Genomic DNA, 12101 nt, shown 5'->3' with positions numbered 1-12101 from the left:
GGAGGTACAGAAAGTCCCCACAGGCGTGGGGGTGAACCGGGATGCATACTATCAATTGAATCTATCCTGCCAAAGTCCCCACAGGCGTGGGGGTGAACCGTTTAACACAAAAATTTTCCAGTTATATAATGAAAAGTCCCCACAGGCGTGGGGGTGAACCGACCGGCAAGCATCATCCAGCCTGGCACGACAAAAAGTCCCCACAGGCGTGGGGGTGAACCGCGATGATTACACCTGCAGCTGTGCAGGCGCAGAAAGTCCCCACAGGCGTGGGGGTGAACCGCCGGACCACGTATCGTTCACGGTCAACATGCCAAAGTCCCCACAGGCGTGGGGGTGAACCGTTTGTCTTCATCGATAACTGGTGGTTGTGCCAAAGTCCCCACAGGCGTGGGGGTGAACCGACATGATGGTAAGTTAATATGTCCATTGTGTCAAAGTCCCCACAGGCGTGGGGGTGAACCGATGGAGCAGGCGTGGGTGATAATGAAAACCCCAAAGTCCCCACAGGCGTGGGGGTGAACCGAAAGAAGACTGACTTACAGCCTTCTAATCTGAAAAGTCCCCACAGGCGTGGGGGTGAACCGGCATATGCTAAAACTTTTACTTGATACCCTATAAAGTCCCCACAGGCGTGGGGGTGAACCGTACCATTTCCCGATGTACGGGGGAGCCTATGAAAAGTCCCCACAGGCGTGGGGGTGAACCGTACGCCTGGACAGGTAGCGCTTCCGTGAAAAAAAGTCCCCACAGGCGTGGGGGTGAACCGGCGACGCCCCACACCCACGACGCCCCGACCGCAAAGTCCCCACAGGCGTGGGGGTGAACCGTTGTACCGGAGAATTTTTAGGGCAGACGTCGCAAAGTCCCCACAGGCGTGGGGGTGAACCGGTTAATGCGGTAGGACTTAGCGGACCAGACGAAAAGTCCCCACAGGCGTGGGGGTGAACCGTTGTCCCTGTCCTTACGAAGGTAGGCGACGCGAAAGTCCCCACAGGCGTGGGGGTGAACCGTACGAGTGTAAGACTCGGATCGGGGCTGTAATAAAGTCCCCACAGGCGTGGGGGTGAACCGGTTCGCAATCTGTGCGTTTATGATTTCGGTTGAAAGTCCCCACAGGCGTGGGGGTGAACCGAGGGCGGCAGCTCCGAACATTCCCGCAAGTGCAAAGTCCCCACAGGCGTGGGGGTGAACCGATCACCCCAATCTCGGACGGCCAGCAATTCAAAAAGTCCCCACAGGCGTGGGGGTGAACCGAATGAGCAACTACGATCTTTCAAAAGAGATAGAAAGTCCCCACAGGCGTGGGGGTGAACCGGCCAAAGACGAGAAGGCAGAGTTCGACGCCTGAAAGTCCCCACAGGCGTGGGGGTGAACCGATGGCGCACGGTTCAACATGAAGACCCAGATAAAAGTCCCCACAGGCGTGGGGGTGAACCGATGTCGACTCTTCGTTCTCGTATGACAGCCTCAAAAGTCCCCACAGGCGTGGGGGTGAACCGTAACGCAACCAAATCCCGGTACGTCGTCTAATAAAGTCCCCACAGGCGTGGGGGTGAACCGCGTAAGCTGCTCAATCGTATCGGGGCCTACTTCCAAAGTCCCCACAGGCGTGGGGGTGAACCGCGAAGATCAGGGCCGTCATGGAGAACTGGCGGAAAGTCCCCACAGGCGTGGGGGTGAACCGGGACAGTCAGCTATGAGGTTCATACGTTCGCCAAAGTCCCCACAGGCGTGGGGGTGAACCGATATCCAGGGGCGTTGCCACCCTCAAGAGGGCAAAGTCCCCACAGGCGTGGGGGTGAACCGCCGGCCGCTCCGGATCCCCTCGCGATAACTATAAAGTCCCCACAGGCGTGGGGGTGAACCGATCGAGCCGAACATCGCAGGCACCGATGTGGCAAAGTCCCCACAGGCGTGGGGGTGAACCGTCGTTGGCGTGGATATATAGGGATTGTTGCGAAAAGTCCCCACAGGCGTGGGGGTGAACCGTCAGTAGGCGCTCTATGAAAAGATAATATCATAGGTCCCCACGGATGTGGGGGTGAACAACCCTGCCCATGGCAATCAATATACAATTTATTATGCCTGTCAGCCACGGAAGTGTACTATGTCTTGCTGGATGCCAATTTATATTGATACAAAAAATTTATAAACCATGTCCTAATCCTATGTTATTGTTTTATCAGGCAGCGCCCCGATAATACTCTGGTCGGCGCACGCATGATAGCAAAGTTTAGGATGGCCACAGACTAAATAGAATTGTGTATTGCAGGCGTATTCCGCCGCGCTAAGAATTTAATCTGGGCTGTCCCGGAGAGACTTGTCAATGTCCAATTTATTGATCGAAGCGGTCATAGTCGTATTTCTGATCATTCTTAACGGCCTTTTTGCGATGGCTGAGATCGCCATTGTGTCCAGCCGTAAGGCCCGGCTGCAGCAGCTTGCCAACGAGGGCGATAAGAACGCTAAAGTAGCTCTTGACCTGGCCATGGCTCCCGGCGACTTCCTGTCGACTATCCAGGTCGGCATCACGCTGATCGGCGTCCTCGCGGGCGCTTTCGGAGGCGCTACCATTGCGGAGGACTTCGTACCCTATATCAGCGCCGTTCCGGCCCTCGCGCCTTACGCAGGGTCCATCGCCATTGTCTCCGTAGTCCTCATAATCACCTTCCTGACCATCGTGATCGGGGAGCTGGTGCCCAAGCGGATCGGGCTGGGCAACGCGGAGAGGATCGCCCTGATCATCGCGGGGCCGATGCGCTTCCTGTCCATGCTGGCTATGCCCGTCGTCAGGCTGCTGAGCTTTTCGACTGATCTGTCGCTGCGGGTGCTGCATGTCAAGCCATCCGCGGAGCCTCCGGTGACTGAGGAGGAGATCAAGGTCCTGATCGACCAGGGCGCCAAGGCGGGCGTCTTCGAGGAGGCGGAGAGCGACATGGTGGAGAGCGTGTTCCGGCTCGGGGAGCGGAGGATCAGTGCCATGATGGTGCCCCGGACTGACGTGACCGCCCTGTACACGGATGATACGGTGGAGGAGATCCGACAGAAGATCCAGGAGAGCGGGCACTCGATCTTCCCTGTCTGCGAGGGCAGCCTTGACGAGGTGCTCGGCATTGTGTATGCGAAAGACCTCCTGAGCAGGTACATGGCTAACCAGCCGCTGGATTTGAAGGCGAGCATGAAGGAGCCTCTCTTTATCCCGGAGAGCATGCCCGCGCTGAAGGCGCTGGAGCTGTTCAAGAAGTCGGGCAAGAACATGGCCCTGATCATCGACGAGTACGGCGGGTTGCAGGGGCTGGTCACCATCCATGATATCATGGAGTCCGTGGTCGGCGAGGTCTCCGAGATCGAGGGCCCCAAGGTTGTCCAGCGGGATGACGGCTCGTGGCTGGTGGACGGGATGCTGCCCATCGACGAGTTCATGAACGAGCTGGACATCGACAGCCTGCCCGAAGAGGAGAGCGGCATGTTCCAGACGCTGGGCGGCTTTGTCATGACCCGGCTGCACCGCATTCCGGCTGTGGGGAATAAGTTCACTGTGGACGGCTATACCTATGAGGTCGTGGATATGGACGGTATGCGCGTCGACAAGGTCCTGGTAACCCCGCCACCGCCGCCCGAGAGCAGGGAAAATGGAAAATAGTCTGCGAGGGTTCTTTCTAAAGCCTGCGCAGGCTTTCAGGCTGGCTTTTCCGCCCGGCTTCCACATCGTTCTAGGAAAGGCGGTTTACCGTATGAAAGGGCTTATCCTGCGGGGCTTCGGCAGGCTCACTTTTTCTCTTCGGCCTCTTCTCCCTTCTCTATGAGGTCTTTGACCTTCTGGCCGCCTTTGTGGCCGATCTTCGAGTAGAACTCGGGGCCTTTCTCTTCGGCTACTTTCTCGCCGCCCTTGTGGCCTATCTCCTGGTAGAACTCTTTGCCATGAGTTTCTGCCGTCCTCTCTCCGCCTTTTTCGCCTATCTCCTGGTAGAATTCTCTGCCGTGGGTTTCTGCTGTCTTCTCGCCGCCCTTGTGTCCTGCTTCGCGGACGGACATGCCGCCCTTCTTCTCTTCTTCCTTCTTCACCATAATATCACCGTAGCTATCAATTAAGACGAGGGTAGGACTGATAAATCGCTGCATCCGAAAGAGTAGAAATTTGGGGTGTCGATGAAGAATACCGGGAAAAACAGCCGAAGTATATTCTTTTCTAAAACATTTCGAACAATTCCTGTGCCTTGATATTCGCCTTTTGAACGCCTGCCATGGCAGGCGTTCTCAAGGCGATTCCCGACAGCCGCCTTTCCCTCTCCAATCCTCTGTCCCCTCACCTTCCTCCTCTCAGACCTCCTGACCTCCCTGACCTCCCAGCTTGAAAAAAGTCTCCCGGACCTCCGGGCACTCTCCAACCCCCCGTTTTCCAGGTATGTGTGCGCAAACCGGACAACAGGTAGGTTTCGGAGGCTCCGGAGATCAGAGAGAACGATCTCGGGGAGAGGTCAGAGAGGTCGGGAGGTCAGAGAGGAGTACGGTGAGGAATCGGAGGCCGGGGAGGGCCTGAATGGCGAACATCCAAAAAGTAACAGTAAAAACTATAACCGGATTCAGGAGTCTTTGCGGCGGGCGGCCAATATGATGGCAGCGTCCGCTCGTTTATCCCGCGCAGGCTCCCGTCCCTTTCTCCGGTTCTCTGGCGGAGACTGGCAGGAGCACGATGAACCGGGTGCCTTCGTGGTAGTTGCCTTTGACCCTGTCCTCTACTCTGACGCACCCGCCGAAGTCCTCGACTAGGGTTTTGACCAGGTAGAGCCCGAGCCCTCTGCCTGTCACCTTCGTTTTCCCCCGCTGGAACCTTATGAAGAGCCTGTCTTTCACGTCGTCTGGGATTCCCGGGCCGTCGTCTTCGACCGTCACTCTGTAATATCTGCTGCCAGCCCGCTTTGTTTCGGCCACCACGATGTTGATGTGCACGGGCTTTCCGGGCGTCGCATGCTTGATGGAGTTGTCTATCAGGTTCGTGAAGACGTCCTCTATCAGCTGGTTTGCGGTCACCATGCATGCCCGGCCTTCGGGGTAGGTGGCGGTGATGGTGATGTTTCCGGTGGAGTACCTCTTTTTCGCGCGGTCGATGACCTCGCAGAGGTCGACGATCTGCGGTTCCAGGCCCCTTTGTTCGGCCTGCTGGATTTTCCTGACGTTGTCGATGAGCTGGGTGCTGCTCGCCAGCATCTCCCCCGACTTTTCCAGCAGCGCCACGGTTTCTCTGTCTGCTTCCACCCTGCTCTTTGCCATGTCGATGTAGCCCATGGCCATGGTGTTCATATTGTTAATGTCGTGGCTCATCAGGTCGAGGTACAGTTCTGCCTGGGCCTTCGCTTCCCGCAGCTCTCTTTCCGTCGACTTCAGCCTGGTGATGTCGACGATGGTGGCGACTGCAGCGAGTATCTTGCCTTTCTCGTCGAGGATCGGGGCGCTGCTTACCAGCAGGCTCATCGTCCGGCCATCCTGCTTAATGTACTGCATCTCTGCGTCGATGATGCGTTTTCCCTGCTCAAGCGAGATCATGAAGGGCAGGTCGTTGTGGGTGAACGGGGAGCCGTCTGTCCGCAGCAGCCGGTGCTGTTCGATCATGGGGTTATAGATGTTGCCGGAGGCTTCTCCGGCGAAGATTTTTTCCGCCCCGGGCGAGCTGAAGGAGATGTTGCCATCCGGGGCGTTAGCGACGACGATGCCTATCGGGGCCGTATCCAGGATCCCCTGGAGAGTGCCTCTCGCCTGAGCCAGGTCCCGGGTGCGCTCCTGCACCCGCTTTTCCAGCTCGCCGTACGCCCGCCTCAACGCTTCTTCCGCCCGCTTGCGGTCCCGGATATCCCTGCATATGCCCTTGAAGCCTTTGATGTCCCCTTTTTCGTCGTACGTCAGTGTCAGCGTCATTTCCATGGCAACGGGGTCGCCCTTCTTGCTAAGCATCGTCTTCTCCGCTATGTCGTACTGCTTGTGCAGCCTGATCAGGTTCTGAAGTATGGCGGATATCCTCCTGGCTTCCGCAGGCTCCATGAAATCCCACATGGGCCTGCCGATGATCTCCCGGGGGGCATACCCCAGTAAATCCAGTACTCGAGGGCTAGAATAAGTGAATTCTACTTTCCTGTTCGCCTCCCATACCCAGTCGTGGATGCTCTCCACCAGGTCGCGGAACTTTTTTTCGCTCTCCCGCAGCGCAGCCTCCGCATTTTTCCGCTGGCTGATGTCCCGGGATACCCCCTGGATCCCGATGATTTTCCCGTTCTTGTCCACGATGGGAGAAGTCTTTACTTCGAATGGGACACGCTTCCCGTCCCGGTCTAAAACCACCACCTCGTATGCCTGCATGTCCTCTCCGGCCAGCCGCCGCTTCAGCATATCTTTCAGGATGCCCACGTACTCCGGCGCGACGAAGTCCCATACCATCTTTCCGATGATCTCGCTGGCTTTGATGTGGATGGCCTTCTCGACGTTGCTGGTCATGAACTGCCACCGGCCGGTCAGGTCTATGGTCCAGAGGATGTCCCCCGAGTTCTCGATCATGAAGCGGAACATATCCTCGTCTGGCTGGTATCCGTTTTTCTTATCGCCAGACCCTTCCGAACGGCCGTCCATATCTATCTCTATTCGCCCTGCCTCTCGCCATCTTCCGGCACTATGTGCGCTGTCGATGTCAAAATTCGTAGTTTCACTTTTCTGTACGCGCTGATTAGATTTGGCAGTGAAATTGCGGCGAAAATGCCGGAAAAACGGTTAATGTGAGCTTTCATGGCCTCGCACCCGGTCGAGCCACTCGTTGACCAGGCACTCGAAAACCGGCTGCTGCTCTACTTCGAGCCCGTGGCCTGCCCGGTCCAGCACCACCACGCTGCCCCGGGGGTAGTTGTCCGCGATCTGCAGCATGTCCTTGTACCCGACTGAGGCATCCTGTCGCCCGGCCAGCAGGAGCGACGGCCTGTCGAACGACCTTTCCAGCCTGTCTACGTCGAAGGTAAACGGGTACCCGTTTTTCATCAGATCTCTGACGAAGTCCTCGTCTCTCAGCCTGACGCCGGGCAGGATATCCTGCTGGAATCTCTCCCATCGCCTGCTGTCCTGCAGTACCAGCATGCGCTCGAACAGGCCTCTCGCCTCCGGCTCGATGCTTTTCAGGAGGGCCTCGTCCCTGGCGAACACGCTCCTGCCGGGGAGCGTCCTCTTCGCCTTCTCGGCGACGATGACCGGGCAGATCAGCAGCACCCCGGAGAGCCGGTGGGGGATCTTGTAGACCAGGCCCCGTGCCAGGTAGCCTCCGTAGGATTCTCCCGCGACCAGGAACGGCTCGCCGGGCACGGTTTTCTCGCAGAAGCCCGCGACTGCATCCAGTATCTGGTCGGAGTTCATGGGGTGGCCGGGGGCTCTGGTCCGCCCCATGCCCGGCAGGTCGAGGTAAATGCGGCGGTACCCTTTCCTTTTTAAGAAAACCGGCTCCATGCACCCGGTCATCACGTGGTGATCGATGCCGTAGCCGTGGATCATCACTACTGGGGTGCCCTCGCCATACTCTTCGTAATATATCTCAAGGTCTCCGACCTCGCAGTACATAGGCTGTACTTATCACTAAAAGGGCTAATAGCTATTGGGCGTTTAAGCCCGGATTACCCCGGAGGCGGGCTCGTCCACGTCGGCCCTGCCGTAGATCTGCTCCAGTATGGCCCGGCAGCCCCCTCTGCAGGCCCGGAAATCCTCGCAGCCCCGGCATTTCTCCGGGACGCAGCGCCTGAAGCTCTCCGCCGCTGCGGAAACCTTGATCTTCCTGAACGGCTCCCTCCTGAAGTCCCCGAGCACCCGGGGCGAATGGTTGCACATCCGCATCATGCCCTGCGGGTCTATCGTATAGTACGCCCCACGCCCGCCCGCGGGGCAGGTGCCGAAGGTGATCCGCCTGTATTCCCGGGTGTCCAGGACGCAGGGCAGGACGGGCACTCCGCAGTGGACCGGAATGCCGTACTGCTGGGACAGCTCTTCCAGCCTGTCAAGGTGGGCTTTCAGGGTGCTGGCCGGCAGCCGGAGCTCTTCCAGGTGCCTCAGCCCTTCGCCCCCGGGATTGAAGGGATTGTACATCAGAGTGCGGGCGCCGAGAGCGATGGCCATGAGGCAGGCGCCTTCGAGGTCCTCCGCGTTCACTTTCGTGGCGACGAAGACCGCCGCAAACCTGCCGCCCGCATCAGTGATGCTGGCCATGCCGTCCATGACCCTGTCGAACGCCTTAGACTGCGCAAGGTAGTCGTGCCGGGATGCTGTGTCACTGAGCAGGGGCAGCTCGTACATCGAAACGCTATCGATGGTCCTGGCGACGGCGTCCTCTGAGAGCAGGGTGCCGTTGGTGATCAGGTTGATGTCTATGCCTCTGGTCTTGATGTCCCCGAGTATTTCCGGCAGGTCTTCTCTAAGGAGGGGCTCTCCGCCGCTGACCGTGATCAGCCTGACAGAAGACTCCCGCTGCAGCTTGCCGGTGATCTTCGCCCACTCCGGGGCGGGCAGATCTCCCGGCGCAGTACGGCCGTGGCACTTCCACACGTTATAGCAGTACAGGCAACGGTTATTACAGGCTGCGGTGACCTCGTAGATGAACCCGGTTTCCGGCTCCTTCGCCGCCATGGAGTTCATGACCTCCCGAAACATAGCCGCCCTACTTTTTGATCTTATCATAAATGTGCCCGGGCAGCTTGCCGCTCTCCCGGAGCTTTTCAGCCAGCTCCAGCCTCATCGCGAGGGGCACGGCCATCGTGACCGACGAGGCGGCCGACGTATAGTCCGTCACCTCCGGAGGCTTCGGGGCATAGCAGGTCACCACCGGAGGAGGTGTCTGGGTGGCGATGACGTAAGCGGCGAGAAAGATGATGGCTCCCGGCACCACGAATGTAAGGAAGAGTCCCACTGCGAGCACGAGCATCCAAGCCGGGACTCCGCCGGCCGTCCGGCTTCTCTGTTTCAGGAAGAGGTAGAGGCTGCCTGCTACCATGCAGAGCCCCGCGAAGAAAACGACGCAGGCTGTGCCTGCGGCCAGGATTAAGATCAGCGTTTCGTCGAGCATTCAGTTGACCCCTGCCAACCCACTATTCATATGTTACAGTGTCCCGTTTAATAAGAATTAGGTAAGCTACGGGGCTGTTTGAACTTATGGCGGTACCATCTCCCTGCTTAACAGGTTTATGGCAGCGCCATCTCTCTGCTTAACAGGTTTATGGCGGTACCATGTCCCTGCCGAGCAGGAAGCTGAGCAGGGAGATGTACCTCTGGCCGTCTTTCTCGTAGTACACGCCGAAATAGGACCGGTCCCACCCTAAGTATGAGTAGTACCCTTCGGGGCCCGCGAGCCCCAGCCTGACCAGGTAGTTCCGGCCTTCGAGGAGGGGGAGCAGCTTCTCGTCGATCCGCCTTCCCTTGACTGTGAAGGAGGACTTCTGCAGCCCGTATAGTACGTCGGTGACGCTGCCGTTTATGTCTTCCTCGTAGGCGGCTTCGGAGTGCTCGTGGCCGCAGAGGATGGCGAAGCCGGGGTCGAGGGCATCTCGCACGGCGGCGAAAGCGTCTTCGGGCGGGTAGTGGTAGCCGCTCCAGTCGAAGTACCGCCGGCCGTCCCGGGATATCCTCTGCCACGTCCGGCCGTGCAGCCATGCCGTGAGGCAGTCGGCCTCCCCGGGGCAGATCTTCTCCGGGTCGATCGGCCCGCCGTGGGCGGCGAACAGCCGGGCCTCGTCGTCCTGCCAGTAGTTGTACCCCTTTTCTAAAAATCCCTCCCAGGTGCCCTGCGCCCGGCACTGCAGGCTGGCAGTCTCGCTCCGGTCGTCACTTCCCGATACCGGGCTGCCGCAGATGAACGCCTCGTCGTGGTTGCCCATCACGGAAGTCAGATGGTGCAGCGACCTGAGCCGGTCGATGACCTCGCACGGGTGGTAGCCCCGTTCGACCACGTCGCCCAGGTTGAGGACTCTCTCCACGGGGCCGAACCGCCCGGAAAAGCCCGGGTCGTGGGTCACCTTGAGGATGGCGTCCAGCGCGCCTATGTCAGCGTGGATGTCTGAGAAGAGTAGCGTACAGCCCCGCATCGATCGAGACAATGATTGCAGGATAAATAATTCTTACTATTTCAGCTGCCCCGAAGCCTTATCATACTCGAACATCCGCCGGGGGTTGCGCCGGTATCTCTTGAGCACGTCGGGGTTCAGGAAGTTGAACTTCGCCTGCCACAACGGCACGCAGTACATGTAGTTGGGGTTTGCCGGAGTGCCGCCTATGCCGATGATGACGAAGACTTTGTGCCCGGTCTGTGTTACATACCGCTGGTATTTCTGGGGCTGGTATTCCTTGGCCCAGGCGATGTTCCCGGCGAACAGGCCTGATCTGAATTTGCATTCCACCCCGAACACGGTCTTCGAGGGCAAATGTTCAATAATCAGGTCGGGGTTGAAGTCGATCTCCTGCCTGCTGCGCTGGCCGTCCTGCGCCCAGGCGACGATCTTGAACTCCTTTCCGAACAGGCTCATCACGTGCCGCTCGAACTCGTAGCCCAGCGTATGGGTGGGATCGGTGAAATCGGGCATCGTGCTCTCATTACCTTCCGGGCTGTTAAAAGTATCTATCCGTCTGCTGTCGCAGGCCGGTCGGCCTTTTCCTTAGCCTCTTCTTCTCCGCTGTGGCCGCCTTCTCTGGCCTGGGTGACGTAGAGGCCTGCCATGACGAGCGCAGCGCCGGCGATCGTGAAGGTGGTCAGCGTCTCTCCCAGCAGGAGCACTGCCAGCGCCACTCCTGCCAGCGGGGAGACGTAGATGGTGATGCCCACGTCTGCCGAGGGAAGCCTGCTCAGGCCGTGGTTGAAGATCAGGAATGCTATGACTGAGCAGCATACGGCTAAAAAGCCGATGGATGCCCAGGAGAGAGGGGTGAGGGCGGCGAGCGGGGTCATGGGGGTGGCGAAGTAGTATACCGGCAGCAGTCCCAGGATGCCGAAGAGGAAGGTGTAGATCAGGATGGTCAGCGGGCCGTACCTGTCCGCCACTGTCTTGGAGGCGATGGCGTACAGGCCGAAGAGCGCGGCGCTGGCCAGCCCCAGCAGGTCTCCTGACAGGTGCGCGAGGGATAAGCCTCCCGAGCCGCCGGTGACGATGAGGAAGACCCCTCCGAAGCCTATGAGCGCTCCGAGCGCCTGTTTTCCGGACGGGCGCTCTTTCAGGAGCAGCACGCCGAAGATCATGATGAAGATCGCGGAGAGGTTGAAGAGGAGGGAGAAGTTGGTCACCGTCGTGTACACCAGGGCCATGACCTGCAGGACGAACTGCAGGGAGACGCCCGCGACGGACATGAAGATCAGCACGGGGAGGTCGGCGGGGCGGACATTCAGCGCGTCCCGGTTGAAGAGGAGCGCGAGGGCCAGTACGGCGATGAACGCGACGGCGAACCGCACTGTGACTATCTCCACCGGGGTGAGCTGGATCAGGGCCTCTTTAGCCGCTATGGACGAGGCGCCCCAGAACACGTTGACGAGGACTAAGCCGATCATGATGACTGTGCCTGAATCTGAGACTGACCGCAGTTTTTCGAATATCAGTGTATGCACGCCCGTTTTGAAGGCTGACACGTCCTCGTTTTTTAAATCCCTTCGGGTCTGCCCTTCCGGGGGCGGGGCTGATAGATCGGCAGCGGGCGCCGCTATCTTTTTACCAAACCCTTTTATAATCCGGCGTTCGATAACGCTCTGGGGATGAATCATGGAGTGCAGTAATAAGTGCCTTATGCTTGCCTGTGTGGTACTTGCGCTGGCGGTACTGACCATCGGCCCTGCGGCCGCGCAGCTGGTGCAGACGGGCGGGTTTACCAGGACTTACCAGAAGAGCGTGGCCGGGGGCACCTTCGTGCCGCCTCAGGCCGAAGTCTCAGAGACGTTCTACCAGTACCCGGGGATCAGCGCATGGGGGCGCATACCCGGGCGGTGGCTATGCCTACGACTATGGCGTCGGCCTGACTCCGTACGGCTACGGGCCATACGGCGGCTTCACGTACCTCTGAGAAATCCTGTCGGAAAGAAAGCGAGTGAGTGGGTGAGCGGCTAAAAA

At 58.9% G+C, this 12101-nt stretch carries 10 protein-coding genes and 1 CRISPR repeat array (1 of these 11 only partly in view); of the genes, 2 read left to right on the top strand and 8 right to left on the bottom strand.

Annotation, left to right across the window (positions count from 1 at the left end; translation table 11 throughout):
- Positions 1–1992: direct repeats of the CRISPR family, unit length 29 nt; unit sequence AAAGTCCCCACAGGCGTGGGGGTGAACCG (it extends 4941 nt beyond the left edge of the window).
- A gap of 337 nt (positions 1993–2329) precedes the next feature.
- Positions 2330–3646 carry a hemolysin family protein gene (locus RCI_RS08730; protein ID WP_012036064.1) on the top strand — a complete coding sequence of 439 codons (1317 nt, stop codon included), beginning with the start codon at positions 2330–2332 and terminating at the stop codon, positions 3644–3646.
- Between the two features lie 125 nt (positions 3647–3771).
- On the opposite strand, the gene RCI_RS08725 is transcribed toward RCI_RS08730, so the two are convergent.
- From RCI_RS08725 to RCI_RS08690, 8 genes are all read right to left on the bottom strand, one after another.
- Complete coding sequence (locus tag RCI_RS08725; RefSeq protein ID WP_048198325.1) at positions 3772–4071, bottom strand: KGG domain-containing protein; 300 nt, start codon at positions 4069–4071, stop codon at positions 3772–3774.
- A gap of 564 nt (positions 4072–4635) precedes the next feature.
- Positions 4636–6621, bottom strand: a complete 1986-nt coding sequence (locus RCI_RS15780) for a PAS domain-containing protein (protein ID WP_012036062.1) — start codon at positions 6619–6621, stop codon at positions 4636–4638.
- 138 nt (positions 6622–6759) lie between these two features.
- Positions 6760–7590 (bottom strand): alpha/beta fold hydrolase, encoded by an 831-nt coding sequence (locus tag RCI_RS08715; RefSeq protein ID WP_012036061.1) that lies wholly within the window; start codon positions 7588–7590, stop codon positions 6760–6762.
- A 42-nt stretch (positions 7591–7632) separates the two neighbouring features.
- The gene (locus RCI_RS08710; protein WP_048198323.1) at positions 7633–8670 is read right to left on the bottom strand and encodes a radical SAM/SPASM domain-containing protein; all 1038 of its coding nucleotides are present in this window, start codon (positions 8668–8670) and stop codon (positions 7633–7635) included.
- A gap of 7 nt (positions 8671–8677) precedes the next feature.
- Positions 8678–9082, bottom strand: a complete 405-nt coding sequence (locus tag RCI_RS08705; protein WP_012036059.1) for a hypothetical protein — start codon at positions 9080–9082, stop codon at positions 8678–8680.
- Positions 9083–9230: 148 nt separating this feature from the next.
- The gene (locus RCI_RS08700; RefSeq protein ID WP_012036058.1) at positions 9231–10097 is read right to left on the bottom strand and encodes a metallophosphoesterase family protein; all 867 of its coding nucleotides are present in this window, start codon (positions 10095–10097) and stop codon (positions 9231–9233) included.
- 36 nt (positions 10098–10133) lie between these two features.
- A complete protein-coding gene (locus tag RCI_RS08695; protein WP_012036057.1) occupies positions 10134–10592 on the bottom strand; it encodes a hypothetical protein in 459 nt (152 codons plus the stop codon).
- Positions 10593–10627: 35 nt separating this feature from the next.
- Positions 10628–11548 carry a DMT family transporter gene (locus RCI_RS08690; RefSeq protein ID WP_012036056.1) on the bottom strand — a complete coding sequence of 307 codons (921 nt, stop codon included), beginning with the start codon at positions 11546–11548 and terminating at the stop codon, positions 10628–10630.
- A 208-nt stretch (positions 11549–11756) separates the two neighbouring features.
- Here RCI_RS08690 and RCI_RS15775 point away from each other — a divergent pair, with 208 nt between their 5' ends.
- On the top strand, positions 11757–12098 hold the full coding sequence (locus RCI_RS15775; RefSeq protein WP_012036055.1) for a hypothetical protein: 342 nt from the start codon (positions 11757–11759) through the stop codon (positions 12096–12098).
- Positions 12099–12101 lie beyond the last annotated feature (3 nt).

This window comes from Methanocella arvoryzae MRE50, from assembly GCF_000063445.1.
Classification (GTDB): domain Archaea; phylum Halobacteriota; class Methanocellia; order Methanocellales; family Methanocellaceae; genus Methanocella_A; species Methanocella_A arvoryzae.
This window is presented reverse-complemented; position numbering and strand designations above follow the sequence as displayed.

Excerpts from the sequence above, each read along its gene's own strand:
- RCI_RS08730 (WP_012036064.1), top strand. The coding sequence starts at position 2,330 with ATGTCCAATTTATTGATCGAAGCGGTCATAGTCGTATTTCTGATCATT.
- RCI_RS08725 (WP_048198325.1), bottom strand. The coding sequence starts at position 4,071 with ATGGTGAAGAAGGAAGAAGAGAAGAAGGGCGGCATGTCCGTCCGCGAA.
- RCI_RS15780 (WP_012036062.1), bottom strand. The coding sequence starts at position 6,621 with ATGGACGGCCGTTCGGAAGGGTCTGGCGATAAGAAAAACGGATACCAG.
- RCI_RS08715 (WP_012036061.1), bottom strand. The coding sequence starts at position 7,590 with ATGTACTGCGAGGTCGGAGACCTTGAGATATATTACGAAGAGTATGGC.
- RCI_RS08710 (WP_048198323.1), bottom strand. The coding sequence starts at position 8,670 with ATGTTTCGGGAGGTCATGAACTCCATGGCGGCGAAGGAGCCGGAAACC.
- RCI_RS08705 (WP_012036059.1), bottom strand. The coding sequence starts at position 9,082 with ATGCTCGACGAAACGCTGATCTTAATCCTGGCCGCAGGCACAGCCTGC.
- RCI_RS08700 (WP_012036058.1), bottom strand. The coding sequence starts at position 10,097 with ATGCGGGGCTGTACGCTACTCTTCTCAGACATCCACGCTGACATAGGC.
- RCI_RS08695 (WP_012036057.1), bottom strand. The coding sequence starts at position 10,592 with ATGCCCGATTTCACCGATCCCACCCATACGCTGGGCTACGAGTTCGAG.
- RCI_RS08690 (WP_012036056.1), bottom strand. The coding sequence starts at position 11,548 with ATGATCGGCTTAGTCCTCGTCAACGTGTTCTGGGGCGCCTCGTCCATA.
- RCI_RS15775 (WP_012036055.1), top strand. The coding sequence starts at position 11,757 with ATGGAGTGCAGTAATAAGTGCCTTATGCTTGCCTGTGTGGTACTTGCG.